The following is a 15,862-nucleotide window of genomic DNA, read 5'->3' as shown; positions in this document are numbered from 1 at the left end:
GCCCAAGCCTTTTCTACAAATGGCTTGGGCTTCTTTTTTTTCCGAGAGAATCAACTGAATGAAAAAGGCTTCCGCCTTGGAGCAGTTTCGTTGCTGCTCCAATGAGCGAAAGCCTTTATTTTAATTATCGTCGTCGTCATCTTCGTCATTATTTTCAAGACCAAGCCGCTTCGCTTCCAAATACTCTTGCGTAGCTCGGTCACGAGCGCGGCCTTTGTCCTTCAACCGCTCGATCGCCGGCTGAATAAGGAGGTCAACTTCCTTTTGCACCGTATAGGCCAAGTCGTATCGTGTTTGCGATTCTAAGAAGGAGCCGACTTCCATCAATGCATTGTAACGATCCAGCTCATCTCTGGTCAGCAATCCGCGGACTTGTACGCTGCAATGTCTCATTATAGAAACTTCCCTTTGCGAAGTACAAGCGAAATGCCGCCGATGATGAACAGGTAACGAAGGTCGATCGCTTTTTTCAGCCAAGCGGCTACGCGGCCTTTATATTTTTTGCCAAAAGCTACTCCGATTGCTTCGCCTTTGCCAAGTGATGCTACCGTTCCTTTGTTGCTGAACGTGAAGCTCTTCGGCGGTTGATTGCGAATGGAAGCGACAAGGTTATGTGCGCATACGACACCTTGCTGCATTGCAATTTGAGCAGTCGGCGGATAAGGACGGCCTTCTGGATTAAACATCAGCGAGTTGTCGCCAACGATATAAATGTTCTCATTGCTCGGGGAACGAAGGAATTCATCCACCTTCACGCGTCCGCGCATCGTTTCGAAGCCAGCTTCCTCAATGAGGCGATTGCCGCGAATACCGCCAGTCCAGATCACGGTTGCCGACTTGATTTCTTCGCCTTCGCCAACGATTACACCCTCTGGCGAGCATTCCTTAATGGCTGTGCCAATACGGAACGTTACACCCTTCTTGGTCAACACATCCATCCCATACTCTACGAGCTCAGGATCAAAGCCTGGCAGCGCCGTTGGTGCTGCTTCGATATTGTAGATTTTTACAAGCGCAGGATCTACGTCAAATTGCTTGCACAGCTCAGGAATACGGTCGGAGAGTTCTCCAACAAACTCGATTCCCGTAAAGCCTGCACCGCCAACAACAAACGTCAAATAATCCGTACGATGCGGTTCACGTTTGAAGCGCGCGAATTGGTACTCGATATGCTCGCGAATCAAACGAACAGAGTTGATGCTGCGAATATTCATTGCATGCTCGCCTAAGCCTGGAATTCCGAAAGTCTCAGGCTCGCCTCCAAGACCAATGACCAAATAATCATAAGACAAAGTACCGTCTTCAAGAATCACTTTTTTATCTTGCGGACGAATTTGAACGACCGTTGATTTCACGAAGTCGATTTTAAATTCATCGATCAATTTCGAAATGCTCACCCGTGCATTTTCCGGATTATCCGTGCCTGCCGCTGGCATATGAAGATGTGTTGTAATATAGTGGTAATCATGTTTATTAACTAACGTAACGTCAGCTTCATTGTAATTTAATTCTTTTTGCAGTCGAAGTGCGGTCAAAATGCCGCCGTACCCTGCGCCAAGAATAACGATTTTAGGTATGTTACTCATCGTTTAATCCCATCCATTCCTTATTTATCTTTGTATTTATACTTTGTGAAAAATTACACATGCTAAACCGAATATTTATAATGATGAGTTCAGTGTGTTCTAATTAAAGTGCTTTTATCAATGAGCCTATGGCATTAAACCGACAACTTTCGACGTTTTATGCAACCACTCCCATGCATAACATACATCAGAAATTCTACAGAGTTTTCGGGCAAAGTTCAAGGGCAAAATATACGAAATTGTTTAGAACTCTATACAAATTAAATATTTCCTTCTTATATCTGGAAAGTTTATAATTGAAGTCGTAAAGCTTATAACGTGGAGGTGGCTACAATGTCAAACCCTGAATCAGCAGTAGATCCCGTCGATATTTTAATCATCGGAGGCGGGCCTGCAGGAATGTTTGCTGCTTTCTATGGCGGTATGCGCCAAGCTTCAGTTAAGCTCATCGAAAGCATGCCCCAGCTAGGCGGTCAGCTTGCAGCGCTTTATCCTGAAAAATACATTTATGATGTTGCTGGATTTCCTAAGGTAACGGCACAAGAACTAGTTGACCGTCTAAGAGAGCAGCTTACTCATTTTCAGCAGGAAATCTGCCTTGAGGAAAAGGTATTAAACGTAAACAAGCTTGATGAACGTCTCTTTGAAATTATAACAGACAAAACAAAACATTATGCTAAAGCGGTCATTATTACTGCCGGTGTTGGTGCATTTGAGCCGCGGAGGCTTGAATTGCCTGAGGCCGCTGGATTTGAGAAGAAAAACCTTCATTATTTTGTGGGTGATTTGCAGCGTTTTCAGGGGAAAAAGGTGTTGATAAGCGGCGGCGGCGACTCAGCCGTTGACTGGTCGCTCATGCTGGAGCCCATTGCTGAGAGCGTTACGCTAATTCATCGTCGTGACAAATTCAGAGCGCATGAGCATAGCGTTGAGAATTTAATGAATTCGAAAGTTAACATCCTTACACCAAAAGAAATTACAGCGCTTCATGGTGAGGAGAGCATTACGAAAGTCACGTTATCCGACGTCAAAACGTTAGAGACAATTGAACTTGAAGTCGATGCCGTCATCGTCAACTTTGGTTTTATTTCCTCACTCGGTCCAATTGCTGATTGGGGTATTCAAATTCAAGGCGGGTCGATTATCGTTGATACCCGTATGGAAACGAATATTGCTGGAATCTTTGCAGCCGGCGATGTGACTACTTATCCCGGTAAGCTCAAGCTGATCGCTGTTGGTTTCGGAGAAGCCCCTACTGCTATTAACAACGCTAAGGTTTATGTTGATCCCGGAGCAAAGCTCTCCCCAGGACATAGCAGCAACATGAAGCTTTAGCGCATTTATATTGATCATAACGGTAAAAAAATAAACATAAGGGTATCCTAACCTTGGCTTAGCTCAATCATACACCTATTGCATTCATATGCACGGTGAGCCTAGGAGGATACCCTTATGTTTTGTCCTGTTTGTAATGGCTTTCAATATTTGCATGTTCGCTGCTCCTCTTGCGATAGCGCAGTTATCGATTGCGGTCGTGCATCTGATCTGACGAGCCCTTACGCTCCCTATGAACAGATCGAAGACGAGCCGCTCATAAATAGTGTGCATGTGCAAAACTCTTTATCTTGCAAGCATCTTGTATATTGTCAGGCCTGCAAGCTTACTGCCGAGGTTTGGGTGAAGGAAATGTAGTCGCTCTGCTATCTTGAAGAATCGCGACTTTTTATGCTGTAATTTTGATGTTTTCTGGTTTGAGTCGTCTGCGTGTCATTTCGATGGCTAACATTCGAATAAACTCGGGTTCCAATTCAAACTGCACAGCTGCATAATAAGTGTCTACTAACATTTCGTCAGACAGTAGCTCCATACTACACACCCTTTCTTCCATACTTTGGTTACTACTTTTTCATAGTAGCATGGCACTATTAGAAGGACAACAGTCCCGGTTATACACAAGATGTTGTGGATACGATGTGAATAGCATGTGTATATACGTCGAATTTTAAGCATTATCAAGGTGGATAATGTGGATAGAGTTATCCACAGGTCTTTTTTACATCCTCTCAATAAAAAACTTTAATCGCTTTATATGAATCTATTAATGGAATATATTGAAACCTCTCCCTATTTCCTACACTAGCCCACATACAATCACATAAAAAAAGCCCCAATGGGGGCTCATATGAGAAATGATTCCTTACCAATTCAATTCATACTGCTCGTTTTCGATCCATGAGGAAGTCGTATAGTCTCTGCCGCGCACAATAATCTTATTTGCGTACACGTCAACCTGATAACCTTGGCTGCCCTCTTTGTACTCGTCCTCATTCGTCCATAAATAAGCGACCGATGCCGTATTAAATATGGTCGCCGTTTCACCTTTTCCTTCAAAGCAGGTATGTCCCGCTTCCAGCTCCCAATGGGTATGTCCGTTAAACATGATGGTCTGAGGATGCTTTTTCAATATTGCTTTCAATTCTTTGTCCTGAGTCACACCATACCAGCCCTGCTCCTCGAGCGAGCCGGCAACCGTATCCTTCAGCGGCTGATGCAGGAACAAAAATACCGGCTTTGATGCTGATGCCTGCTCACCAAGACGCTCATCAAGCCAGTCAAGCTGCTCTGTACTCAAATAGGCGAAATCCTTTAATCCTTGCTCCGAGCCAAGAAAAATAAAATGATAGCCCTCCAGCCATCTATCATAATATGGACCTTTCATGCCGGTGCTAGATTCATAGAGTTTAAGTTGATTGCTCCATTCACCTAAAAAAATATCATGATTGCCATACGTAAGCAGCATCTCTGGCAGTCCTGCTTTGTTTGCTTCCCAAATGCGGGTAAACTCCTCATATTCAGGTCGGAGTCCATGATCCGTCACGTCTCCAACATGCATTATGCCTATACTGTTAGAGGCATATGCAGCAATATCAAGAAGCGCTTGCTCGAAATGCTTATTGTGAATATGATCCCGGTCATTCGTAACATGGGTGTCCGTAATGACTTGAAAACTAATAATTGGAGACAGCATTTTATTCCTCTCCCTTTCTGCTTGCATTTAATGGTTTTTTACACTCATATTCAAGCCCACTACTCCAACAACGATAACAGCGATCCAGAGCAATGAGGTAATAGGCAGCTTTTCATGAAAAATCGTAACGCTGACAATCGTAATGAGAATAATGCCAATACCTGACCAGATCGCATAGGCAACGCTCACATTCATATAAGATAGAGCGAAGTTTAGCATCGTGAAGCTGACACCATAAAACAAAAACATGAGTACAGAGGGCCAAAATCGTGAAAAGCCCGCTGAATATTTCATAGAAACGGTTCCTGACAGCTCTAATACGATAGCGAGAAGAAGAAATGTCCATCCCCAGCCCATTTCACTCTTCATTCACTCGTCTCCTAATCGTTAGTTCACTATAAGAAGCAATAACTTCATCTGCATTAGGAAGCGCCTTGTGGACGCGAGATCCTTCGGCAACATCTGCGATCCCAACTTTTACACAAGCTCCAGCCGCAAGTCCCATCCGCATATCTCCATTAGTATCGCCTATAATCGCAGCCTCCGAACAATCAATTCCAAGCTTCTGGCAGGCCAGCTGCATCATATCCGGAAACGGCTTGCCTCGCTCAACCAAATCAGTGCCGATTACGACATCAAAATAATTGCGTATTCCAAGCCACTCCAAATGTTTATTTGCAGCCTCCGTTTCATCAGCAGTGACAACGCCAAGCCTAATGCCATGCTCTCTGCAGCTATCCAGAAAATCAATGCTTCCAGGCAGCGGGAGAGCTGGGCGCGAGAGCTCCAGCTCAATATCCGCTTGCTTCTTGCAATGCTGAACAAGCTCCATCGCTTCGGCCCACGATACGCCTTGGCTGTACAACTGCCAAGCAAGCACTGCATACAAGTCATTCATCGTGCCCATAGCAAGCGGGCCATTTCGATCATAATCGATAATCTTGTTGTCAGCATCATGTTTCGTGCCCCAAAGGCTAGGAGTTCGATCAAGCTGAAAAGGAATTCCACGGTGCTCTAGCTGATTCTTTAGCTCAATGAATATGAACTCGCTCCAGTTGCCCCACATCCCGATGAAATCCAGCAGCGTTCCATCCTTGTCAAACAAGATGCCTGACACCTTGTATGCTCGATTATTTATTATTAAGTCAGGCATATTAGCCATTCCTCCTATTTTAATCTGTCGAGCTCCTTCTGTGCTGCTTCCTTCGCTTCCTTGAGCGCTTTCTCAGCAGAAACATTTCCGATTTGCACTTTATCAGCTGCAATCTTAAGCGCATCGTTTATTTTGCCGCCTGTCGGGTCCTGGAATGGCGCAGATGCATGAGCTGCCTGCATAAGCGGCACTTTAATTTGAGGGTTTTTCTCGCTGAATGCTTTGTATTCCTCGTCTTCAAGTGCGGATGAGCGAACTGCGATATAGCCCGTACCAATCGACCATGATGCGGTATTTTTCGTTTCAGAGAAGAATGTAAGCCATTTGTATGCCGCCTCTTTTTGTTCTTCACTAACGCCAGCTGGAATGCCTGCCATAATTGCACTTGCAACAGGTTTGCCTGCACCAATGCCGTCCCAGCCCGGTTGCTCCATTGCCCCAACGATATTGAAATCAAGATCACCTTGATCGCCGCTTGAGCCCGTATAGCCTGCAGCTTGTCCCTTCATAACATCGTCGATCGTTTTGTACCAATATTCCCATCCTTGGCCGCCGGAGTGGATCGTCATCACTTTATCTTCATGAATCCATTTGCGGAACATCTCCCATGTCTCAACCCATTCTGGAGAGTCAATCATCACAGTTTTGCCATCATCACTTAGAACGGTTCCGCCTTTGCCTAATACAGCATCCATCATATTTTCCATGCCCCACATCGGCTCCCAGCCGTAGAAGCTTGTTTTTCCATTCGCTTTAACCGCCATCTTCGACGCCGAAGCAGCTAAGCTTTCCCATGTCTTAAAATCTTCTGTTGTAAGTCCGCTCTTCTCAAGTGCGTCCTTGCGATAATACATGACCTGCGTCGTGCCATACATCGGTAGGAAATATTGTTTGCCGTCCAGCTGTCCTTGCTCAAGAAATGTTTGTACAAAGTCTTCTTTATTGAAAGAAGAGTCAGCACCAATTAATTCGCTCATGTCAGCGAATAATCCTTTTTTTGCCCAGTTCATATTAGAGGAAAGAACAGCAGCAGGCGCTTGCTTCGCTGCAATCGCAGCTTGAAGCTTCTGCTCGGTTTCGGAATAATCCGCTTGGGCAATGCCTTTCACGATTACCTCCTGCTGCGAGTTGTTGAATAAGTCGATTTTTTCCTTCATCGTTTCGCCAAGCTTGCCGCCAAGCCCATACCAGAACTCAATCGTAACTGGCTCTTTAGGAGCAGGAGCTTCGCTTGACTCATTGGTTGGAACTGCATCAGCTCCATTATTCGTTTTCGTATTTCCTGCTGTTTGTCCACACGCTGCCAGCACCGCAAAACTGGTTACCATCATCAGAGCTAAACCTTGCTTCATTTTCAACATTGTAATTGATTCCTCCACTCGATTTGTATAAAACAACAAGCAATGCCTATTTTCTACCCTTTGTTCACGCCAACTGACATATTGAAGCTTTTCATAATCGTCTTCTGCGCAAAAAGAAACAGCACAAGCAGCGGGATAATCGTAAAGGAACTTGCCGCCATAATAAGCGGCCACTTCAGGCCATAGGCTCCTCCTTCCACAAAGAAGCTTCTAAGGCCAGCCGAGACTAGCTGCAGATTCGGATTTTTCGTGATCAGCATCGGCCAAAAATAGTTATTATAATGTTCAATGAACGTAATAAGAGCGAGCACTATGAAGGAGGAACGCGTCACCGGAATAAGAATCGACCATAAAATCCGCATTGATGACGCACCATCGATTTGCCCTGCTTCTACCAGTTCATGCGACACCTGTAAAAAAGCTTGTCTGATCAAAAAAATGGAAAAGACGCTGACGCAGTTGGATAAAATAAGGCCAGCATAGGAATCGAGCAGGTGGAGCTTGGCCAAAATCATATAGCTCGGCAAGTAAACCGCTGTGCTAGGAATCATATAACCAAGCATTATGATTGCTGTGATGGCTTTCTTCAATCGAAATCGCAAATGCGTCAAAGCATAAGCCATCATCGCAGAATTCAGTGCCTGCAGCAGAACAATGACTGAAGCTACGAGAATGCTATTCGTTAAATACCGCCAGAAAGGCGCTTCTAGCCAAGCCGCCAAAAAATTGCTCCACTGAGGAGAACTTGGCCAGAAAGTGGGCGGGAATTGCCATATTTCATCATTTGTTTTGAGCGCGCTTGTAATCATCCAATAGAATGGAAAGGCCATAACGGCACTGAAGAGCAGCAATAACAAATGCCTGATCGTACGTCGAAAAACATTTTGAGCTTGCATAACAATTTTTCTCCTCCCCATCGGTTGACGATTATGAGCTGTAATGAACGGTTTTACGGCTGATGGCAAAGGATACGATCGACAGCACCATACAGATAGCTACGAGCACAACCGCCACAGAGGAAGCTTCTCCGATATCAAACGACTCAAAAGCCGATTGATAATACATATATAAAAGCGTTCTTGTTGAGCCGGCCGGGCCACCCTGCGTTAACACGTTAATTTGGTCATAAGCTTGCAGCGCCGATATCGTTTGTACAATAAAAAGAAAAAAGGTCGTTGGCGATATTAGCGGAATCGTAATATATCTAAGCTTGCTCCAGCTTCCCGCCCCGTCCAGCTCTCCAGCCTGCAACAGCTCTCGCGGCAAATTTTGCAAGGCGACTAAGAAAAACACCATCGACCAGCCCATCAGCTTCCAGATGGTAACGATCAGCACCCCTGCAAGCGCCCATCTCGTATCTTGAAGCCAGCCAATTCCGTCAAAGCCGAACCATCTCAGCACCGTATTGGCCATTCCTACTTTTGGCTCGAATATCCAAGACCATACAATAGATACAGCAACCGTTGGTGTAACCCAAGGAGAGAACAATAACGTCCGGTATATAACGGAGCCCTTCATCTTCCGGTTTAGCAACAACGCAAGTGCGAGTCCAAAAGCCATCACCGGAAGCACACTACCAAGACAAAAGAGGAGTGTTACGCCAAGGGATTGATAGAATGCTGAATTATTGAACAAATAAATATAGTTTTCAAAACCTACAAATGTTTTAACGGGACTCATAAAATCCCAATCCGTAAAGCTCAAATAAAAAATAGTTCCCAGCGGGATCAACCAAAATACAATCAATGGAATCATAGCCGGCAGCGTGAACAATAGAGCCTTCCATTCCTTAGCCATATCGCGTTTTATCATCTCCTGTTTATCGTTCAATTTTTCCTTAATGTTTGCTATAATTATCATTAATAACTCATTTTCACCTCTATCGTTCAAAAATTATTGTACACTCAGTTTAGAACAGCCACATTATCTGAACGTTAACGTCTGATAAAGATCTTGTAAAAGAGTTGTTTTCCTGAAAGATTCACTTTCAACTAATATTGTTGCTGTATAATGAATCATAAAATCTTAATCTTGTAGGTGATGTTGTGAAAAGAGCTTCCACCAGCGATCAGAATAGTTTGCCCACGACTCAGGAGCAAATAAGAGGAAAGATAATAGACGCTATTGCCCAGACGATGGATTTATATGGTGCTAATTATTCATTCGGACAGCTTTACGGCATCATGTTTTTTGAAGATAAACCAATGACACTTGAAGAAATGAAGCAGCAAATGAATATGAGCAAAAGCAATATGAGCTATGCCGTTCGATCCTTGATGGATTCAAAGATGATAATGAAATTGGATGAAAAACTGGAACGCAAAGATTTATATGTAGCGGAGACTGACTTTTTCCAAGCCTTCCAAAACTTCTTTGCTGCTAAGCTGCAGCGCGAGATCGATGTCATGCTCGGTGCAATAAATGAGGTTATTCCTCCGTTGTCAGAAATCATCTTAGATATTGATACGGAGGCTGAGGAGCGGCTCCTATGCCTAAAGGACTTGAACAAACTGCGCCACGGTATTGAGTATTACAGCTGGCTTCAGCAATTCGTCGACGGGCTTCGTAACGGAGAGTTTTTCCGCCAAAATGAAACCAAGCTCGATCTTTAGCTATGAATAAAGCAAAAACGGCTTCGGCACCCTCTGGATGCTGAAGCCGCTTTGACGGAGAAATATAAGAGAAGTATGAGAAAACAATCTACTTTCTTATATTGAACAAAAGGATGCTAAGAAGTGATTTCCACTTCTTAGCATCCTTTTGTTTGCCTGTTATTGCGGCCTTGTATTCACTTCAAATATCCATATTTTACCTTGTTTATCAATACCGTAATCAAACCCTAACTGGCCAATTCCGGGGTACTTGGCTTCAAGCACATTTGTCGATAATACGGTAAGCTCACGCATCTTCCGCTTCTTTTCCCCTACCTGTGCTGAAGTTAGGGATCTGCTAATCCCGTCTGCTGCTGAAACCAATGTGCCGCCTCGGCATAAATTAGTTACGAACAGCCCTTTTCTAGCAATTCGCCCTACAATTGCACGATAGACCCAGCCGTTCTCCGTCTTCACATATTTTACTCGGTAATCAATAGGCCTGCCGTCCACCGTTGCCAAATATATCCCTTTTTGAATAATATAAGCACGGCCTTTACGTTGATTGTTAAGCGATCCTACTAAAGCTGCAAAACTAGCGAATCGTTTCATCTGCGAATAATAAGTATAGGTATACCCATCGCCGTCTCGCGTAACCTTAATAACGCCGTGTCCGCCAGCACCGACTACTGGCTTAACAACAACCATTTGATGTGTATCCAACATGCTTCTGAGGTTATTGGCCGTAAATCTCCTAGTTGGAGGAATATGCGGTGCGATGCTGGAATGAGAGAGCAGTATTGCCGTCTTAGCCCATTTGCTAGCTAATTGCCTACCCTGATAATCACCCAATGAAATCTTTCCCCTTTCCCACCTCTTCATCCATAGCATATGACAGAACACTATCTGTCTCTTGGATGAATGACATAGGTTAGGAGCCTTTATTACCAAGCTTACCAACAATCGCTAGCCATTTGCCTCGTTTCGTATCCGTAGAACCTTTTACTGGACCAATATTCGTAATCCGTACTGGATTAATTCCACAAAATTGAAGTGTTGCTTTCTTCATTGCGCGATGCCCTGGCTGACCGTATACAAAGCGGTTGTACCATACTGGTGTATCCAGTGTAACGATCAAGCGAGCTGTTTTGCCAGACAACAGCTTATCCCAAAATATAGAGCCTTCACGATATTTAAAAGCGAAACCTGGCAGCAGCACCCGATCCAAAAATCCTTTGAGCAAAGCCGGCAGCGTCCCCCACCAAGTCGGATAAATAAAGACGAGATGATCCGCCCACTTCATCGATGCTTGAGCTTCTAGCAAATCAGGTTCAAGCTCTGTACGCTTCGCATAGCCGAAGGCAAGATTAGGATTAAAGCTTAGCTCATGCAGCTGTATGATTCGAACCTCTGCGCCGCCCTGCACCGCGCCGTCAGCATAAGCCTTGGCCAAAGAACTGCAATAGCTGGTAGGATTGGGATTTCCTTGAATGATAAGTATTTTTTTATTTGAGCTCACTTTGGCTCCACCACCGTTTCTGTTACTAAAATAATTGTAAGAAATCTAATCATCGGTACTTATCCTTGTCGCGATTCTCTTTGACACTATTCAGAAGCTCCGTCTTGTAAAATGAGCAGCATAAATGTATAAAAATCTTCTTTCTCGAATGCACGAGCTGGTGATGAAAGCGTGTCGGCTAACATAATGTTCCGAACGCACATGCCGTATGACAGCATTACGCCTTGCTCCGCTGCTTTACGCGCATCCACGGTTTGAGCAATGAGACCCTCTTTTTGTCCGCTTTCTATCCACTCGAGCAAGGTCGCTGTTGAACGCTCGTGAAATTGCTGCAGCACATTTGCAATACCTGGCTTATCCTTCTGACTAAGCAAATAAGTTAAGATTTGATTAGCCACACTATCCTTCTGCTGAAGCCGATCAAGCCCCTCAGTAATAGCAAGCAATGGAGCTGTAAGACTGCAGCTTTTCTCTATCGTAAGCAGGAAGGAATCATTAATGAGCTCTACTTGCGAAGCCAATATAAGTCCAAAAAGCTCTTCCTTGCTTTTTACATAATGATAGATGGCACCTTTGGACAATCCGGTACTAAGCATGATTTGCTGCAATGTGGTATGTCGGCAGCCTTTTTCCCGAATGAGCTGCTCTGCTGTTTCCAACAATAATTTATAACTCACATTTGAAGTGTAATCTACCATAAGCAGCCTCCTTTATTATTAATTGTTTATTATTAGTTGCAATCGACGATAACTTATTTAGAAGGACAGCAGACCGTCGGTCGGTTTGTTGCTACCTTTATAATACAGACCGCTGGTCGGTTTGTAAAGTAGTATTTCATTTTTTCTTATCACAAAAAAACCGGCAAGCAGCCCTTTAGGGATTGCTTGCCGGTTTTCTCTAATTTATTTGCCTGATTGTTTCTCGAGTGCTGCCTTAAGCTTATCTGCCAAGCTATTGGACATCGACGTATTATCGCTATACTGTTCAATCAGTTTCTGGTTTTGCTTACGATTCACTTTGCCGCTTTGCTTATCGCCAAGCATTTCGATGACATTGCATGGTTTGCATTGTGCAAATTTCCCTGCTTTGCCGTCTTTAATCTCCATTTTCTTATGGCATTGCGGGCAGCGCTTATTGGAGAGCATTGGCTCTGCTGAACGGCGATAGCCGCATTCACGATCTGAGCAGACGAGCGATTTGCCTCGTTTTCCGTTAATTTCGAGCAACGGCTTCTCGCATTCAGGACAACGTGAATGGGTCAAATTATGCGGTTTATATTCCTTCGTCTCAGCAATAACCTCAGAAACCCATTTCGCAGCCTGCTGTCTGACATTTTTCATAAAGGCAGCCGGGTCGCCTTTACCTTTCGCAATGCGCTCCAGCTCCTGCTCCCACTTTGCTGTTAAATCAGGACTTCTGAGCTCGTTTACTACGAGTTCAATCAGCTGCTTTCCTTTACCCGTTGGCATCAGCTTGTTTTGCGTCCGAGTTATCGTATCTGTTCCGAGCAGTTTTTCAATAATATCAGCTCTTGTTGCCGGTGTTCCAAGACTGTGCTTCTCCATGCGAGTAAGCAGTGTCGCTTCTGTATAGCGTGCTGGCGGCATTGTGCGAAGCTCGCGTACCTTTTCCTGCTTCACAGGGAGCGATTGTCCAATGGATAGCGGCGGAAGCAGCTGAGCAGGCTGTCCGTCGGATTTCCCTTGACCTGAGCCCGCTCCGTCGTCGTCATCCTCATCTTGAACGGAAGAATAAGCATCTGATTGATAAATTTCCTTCCAGCCCTTTTCTTTCTCGATCTTCCCTTTTGCGTATAACATATCCTTGCCTACAGCAAGCACGACACTCGTCTCATCGTAACGATAAGGTCCATAAAATAATGAAATAAACCGTTTTACGATTAAATCGTATAATCGGCGCTCATCATTGCTTAGAGCAGACAAGTTTACGAATTGTTCTGTAGGAATAATAGCATGATGATCTGTTACTTTACTGTCGTCCACAATTCGCTTCGTTATCGGAATCTGCATTCTGACAAGCTTGCGAGCCAGCTGTGTGTAGGGGCCAACAGCGATGCTCTCTAAACGTCCCTTTAAGGTAGGAACCATATCGCTCGACAAATATCTGGAATCTGTACGCGGATACGTAACCAGCTTATGCTGCTCGTAAAGCTTCTGAAGCACGTTGGACGTTTGTTTGGCCGAGAAGCCCAGACGTTTATTTGCATCCCGCTGCAGCTCAGTAAGGTCATAGGCCTGAGGATGCGGCTCCGATTTCTCCAAGGTGCGAAGCTTGCTTACCTTTGCAGTTCCCTGCTTAATACGAGCGGCGATCGCATCAGCATCAGCACGGCTCCATACTCTTCCATCATGTGCATCCTGCTCCCGCCAATGCGCAGAGAATGAGCCAAAATCAGCGGACACATTCCAATATGGCTGCGATTGAAACGATTGTATTTCTTGTTCCCGCTCCATCAGCATGGCAAGCGTTGGCGTTTGCACGCGTCCAGCTGCTAGCTGCGCGTTGTATTTGGTCGTTAATGCTCTCGTCACGTTTAATCCAATCAACCAATCCGCTTCTGCTCGGCAAACGGCCGAAGCATACAAATTGTTATAGTCCTTGCCTGGCTTCAAGGTGTTGAAGCCGTCCTTTATCGCTTTGTCCGTCTGAGATGAAATCCAAAGACGCTTAAACGGCTTGCGCCAATGAACAAGCTCCATAATCCAACGAGCGACTAACTCGCCTTCTCGGCCAGCATCTGTAGCGATGATAAGCTCACTAATATCTTGCCGTTTACAAAGCTGAGCTACTGTACGATATTGCTGTGATGTTTCCTTCATAATTTTTAAATTCATTTTTGGCGGAAGCAGCRGCAAATCTTCCAAATTCCAAGTTTTATATTTCGGATCGTAATCCTCAGGTTCAGCCAGTGTCACCAAATGTCCCAGCGCCCAAGTTACAACATATTTAGAGCCTTCCATGTAGCCTTTATGTTTCTGTCCGCAGCCGAGTACACGGGCTATTTCCTTCGCCACACTCGGTTTTTCTGCCAGTACAAGCGATTTCATTCGGATTATTCGCTCCATTCCATTTAGATGCCTCATTCGCATCAATCATTATGACGAAACGATACCATAGGCTCGCAGCCTGCGCAACGCCTGCAGCCTTAACTCCTAGCATGCTATAAAACGTTTATGCATCGATTTCGCATCCTTCCTATCGTATTGAAACACTTGGCGATTAGCAATCTATTCCTGCTATTCTTGTGAATTTTACTGCTATAATCTCGGTGTGATATAGTAGGTTCAGCTTATAAGAAAGCAGATTAAGAGCTAGGGAGCGTTGATGGATGAAGCTGCGTGTTGTTGCTATTGTTTTTGGTGTTTTGCTCTTATACAGCGGCATTTCCTTCTATATTGGCTGGAATGGGTGGCTGTTCTTATCTCATTTATTTCATTTCGAAAATGCGACAGTGTATACGATCATTGCTAGTGTCATTGCATTTTCATACATTATCGGCCGGCTCGCTTACCGTGCGCCTTTTAAACCGGTTGCCGAGGTATTGAAGCTGATTGGTTCCTACTGGTTTGCCGTATTGGAATACGCCGTAATCATTTTGCCGCCTGCCAATGTTGTTGCCCTTATCTTAAAAGCAGCTGGCGCTGAAAAATCAATCTATATTGTAGGTGTAGGCGGACTGACCTTGCTTATTATGGCTGTACTCCTTATCCGCGGTTCATGGAATGCATGGAGCCCAATTGTTCGAACCTATCACGTTCAAGTGCCAAAACCTGCTGGAAAATTGAAGAAATTGCGCATCGCCATGGCTTCTGATCTTCATTTGGGTACAATTGTAGGCAATCGGCATTTAGTTAGGCTGGTGAATAAGGTTGAAGAAATTAAGCCGGATCTTATCCTGCTTCCTGGCGATATTCTTGATGATGATATTGAGCCTTTTCTTCGCAAAAACATGTCAACTGAACTTGGCAAGCTCAAAGCACCACTAGGCGTTTACGCCGTAACTGGAAATCACGAATACATTGGCCGGAAAGTGCCGGAATTTATTGCGGCAATGGATGCAATCGGCATTCGTGTCCTTATGGACGAGACGGCGCTCATTGCTGACAGCTTCTATGTCATCGGACGTAAAGATAAGGCGGCTGCGGGATTCAGCGGCAAAGGAAGGCTACCTATTCAGGAGCTTGTCGCTCCTCTAGATCAATCTAGACCGCTAATCATGCTCGATCATCAGCCTTCCGACATCGCAAGCGCAGCGGATAACGGCATCGACATCTCCGTATCCGGCCACACCCATCGCGGCCAGATGATGCCTAATCATCTGATAACGAGAAAGCTGTTTGAGCTCGATTGGGGTTATTTAAAAAAAGGCGGACTGCATGCCATCGTATCATCGGGCTTCGGAACTTGGGGACCGCCAGTACGAATTGGCAGCCGGTCTGAGGTTATTCATATCGAGGTAGAATTCACAACCGTTTAAAAGGTTAACGAAAATAGCGGCAGCAATGATGTAAACCACTCTCATTTCCGGCTATCCAGCCTATGACGAGGGTATACACACAATTGCTGCCGCTATTTTTATATCTTTATTGTAGACTCCGTGTTG

The 15,862-nt window shown here is 44.7% G+C and carries 17 protein-coding genes; 4 read left to right on the top strand and 13 right to left on the bottom strand.

Features of this window, described 5'->3' with window-relative positions; genetic code table 11:
- Positions 1-120 precede the first annotated feature (120 nt).
- Positions 121-393 (bottom strand): hypothetical protein, encoded by a 273-nt coding sequence (locus AB4Z50_RS05760; RefSeq protein ID WP_076267567.1) that lies wholly within the window; start codon positions 391-393, stop codon positions 121-123.
- Positions 393-1,586, bottom strand: a complete 1,194-nt coding sequence (locus AB4Z50_RS05755; RefSeq protein ID WP_076267566.1) for an NAD(P)/FAD-dependent oxidoreductase — start codon at positions 1,584-1,586, stop codon at positions 393-395. The genes AB4Z50_RS05760 and AB4Z50_RS05755 overlap by 1 nt, the downstream gene beginning before the upstream one ends.
- A gap of 333 nt (positions 1,587-1,919) precedes the next feature.
- Between AB4Z50_RS05755 and AB4Z50_RS05750 the strand changes: the two genes are divergently transcribed.
- A complete protein-coding gene (locus AB4Z50_RS05750) occupies positions 1,920-2,921 on the top strand; it encodes an NAD(P)/FAD-dependent oxidoreductase (protein WP_076267565.1) in 1,002 nt (333 codons plus the stop codon).
- Positions 2,922-3,038: 117 nt separating this feature from the next.
- Positions 3,039-3,278, top strand: a complete 240-nt coding sequence (locus AB4Z50_RS05745; RefSeq protein ID WP_441876756.1) for a hypothetical protein — start codon at positions 3,039-3,041, stop codon at positions 3,276-3,278.
- Between the two features lie 31 nt (positions 3,279-3,309).
- On the opposite strand, the gene sda is transcribed toward AB4Z50_RS05745, so the two are convergent.
- The 7 genes from sda to AB4Z50_RS05710 all read right to left on the bottom strand — a co-directional run bounded on the left by sda (position 3,310) and on the right by AB4Z50_RS05710 (position 8,925).
- The gene (gene sda / locus AB4Z50_RS05740; protein ID WP_076267563.1) at positions 3,310-3,453 is read right to left on the bottom strand and encodes a sporulation histidine kinase inhibitor Sda; all 144 of its coding nucleotides are present in this window, start codon (positions 3,451-3,453) and stop codon (positions 3,310-3,312) included.
- A 330-nt stretch (positions 3,454-3,783) separates the two neighbouring features.
- Positions 3,784-4,614 carry a metallophosphoesterase family protein gene (locus AB4Z50_RS05735; RefSeq protein ID WP_441876753.1) on the bottom strand — a complete coding sequence of 277 codons (831 nt, stop codon included), beginning with the start codon at positions 4,612-4,614 and terminating at the stop codon, positions 3,784-3,786.
- A gap of 27 nt (positions 4,615-4,641) precedes the next feature.
- Positions 4,642-4,983, bottom strand: a complete 342-nt coding sequence (locus AB4Z50_RS05730; protein WP_076267561.1) for a DMT family transporter — start codon at positions 4,981-4,983, stop codon at positions 4,642-4,644.
- Entirely contained in the window at positions 4,973-5,767 is a 795-nt protein-coding gene (locus AB4Z50_RS05725) for an HAD family hydrolase (protein WP_441876750.1), read from the bottom strand. The genes AB4Z50_RS05730 and AB4Z50_RS05725 overlap by 11 nt, the downstream gene beginning before the upstream one ends.
- A 14-nt stretch (positions 5,768-5,781) precedes the next feature.
- On the bottom strand, positions 5,782-7,128 hold the full coding sequence (locus AB4Z50_RS05720) for an extracellular solute-binding protein (protein WP_441876747.1): 1,347 nt from the start codon (positions 7,126-7,128) through the stop codon (positions 5,782-5,784).
- A gap of 53 nt (positions 7,129-7,181) precedes the next feature.
- Complete coding sequence (locus AB4Z50_RS05715; protein ID WP_441876744.1) at positions 7,182-8,024, bottom strand: carbohydrate ABC transporter permease; 843 nt, start codon at positions 8,022-8,024, stop codon at positions 7,182-7,184.
- Between the two features lie 31 nt (positions 8,025-8,055).
- Positions 8,056-8,925, bottom strand: a complete 870-nt coding sequence (locus tag AB4Z50_RS05710) for a carbohydrate ABC transporter permease (protein WP_441876741.1) — start codon at positions 8,923-8,925, stop codon at positions 8,056-8,058.
- A gap of 248 nt (positions 8,926-9,173) precedes the next feature.
- On the opposite strand from AB4Z50_RS05710, the gene AB4Z50_RS05705 reads away from it, so the two are divergent.
- Positions 9,174-9,740 (top strand): GbsR/MarR family transcriptional regulator, encoded by a 567-nt coding sequence (locus AB4Z50_RS05705; protein WP_441876738.1) that lies wholly within the window; start codon positions 9,174-9,176, stop codon positions 9,738-9,740.
- Between the two features lie 159 nt (positions 9,741-9,899).
- Here the strand turns inward: AB4Z50_RS05705 and AB4Z50_RS05700 are convergent, their stop codons facing one another.
- The 4 genes from AB4Z50_RS05700 to AB4Z50_RS05685 form a co-directional block, all read right to left on the bottom strand.
- On the bottom strand, positions 9,900-10,571 hold the full coding sequence (locus tag AB4Z50_RS05700) for a YheC/YheD family protein (protein ID WP_441876735.1): 672 nt from the start codon (positions 10,569-10,571) through the stop codon (positions 9,900-9,902).
- Positions 10,572-10,650: 79 nt separating this feature from the next.
- Positions 10,651-11,238, bottom strand: coding sequence for an NAD(P)H-dependent oxidoreductase (locus AB4Z50_RS05695; protein WP_441876732.1), 588 nt, complete (start codon positions 11,236-11,238; stop codon positions 10,651-10,653).
- Between the two features lie 86 nt (positions 11,239-11,324).
- Complete coding sequence (locus AB4Z50_RS05690; protein ID WP_441876729.1) at positions 11,325-11,936, bottom strand: TetR/AcrR family transcriptional regulator; 612 nt, start codon at positions 11,934-11,936, stop codon at positions 11,325-11,327.
- A gap of 204 nt (positions 11,937-12,140) precedes the next feature.
- Entirely contained in the window at positions 12,141-14,306 is a 2,166-nt protein-coding gene (locus AB4Z50_RS05685) for a DNA topoisomerase III (RefSeq protein WP_441876888.1), read from the bottom strand.
- Positions 14,307-14,587: 281 nt separating this feature from the next.
- Here AB4Z50_RS05685 and AB4Z50_RS05680 point away from each other — a divergent pair, with 281 nt between their 5' ends.
- A complete protein-coding gene (locus tag AB4Z50_RS05680; RefSeq protein WP_441876726.1) occupies positions 14,588-15,736 on the top strand; it encodes a metallophosphoesterase in 1,149 nt (382 codons plus the stop codon).
- The last annotated feature ends 126 nt before the right edge of the window (positions 15,737-15,862 follow it).

Origin of the sequence: Paenibacillus sp. 2TAB26 (assembly GCF_052115145.1) — a bacterium.
In the GTDB taxonomy this organism is placed as follows: Bacteria; Bacillota; Bacilli; order Paenibacillales; family Paenibacillaceae; genus Pristimantibacillus.
This window is presented reverse-complemented; position numbering and strand designations above follow the sequence as displayed.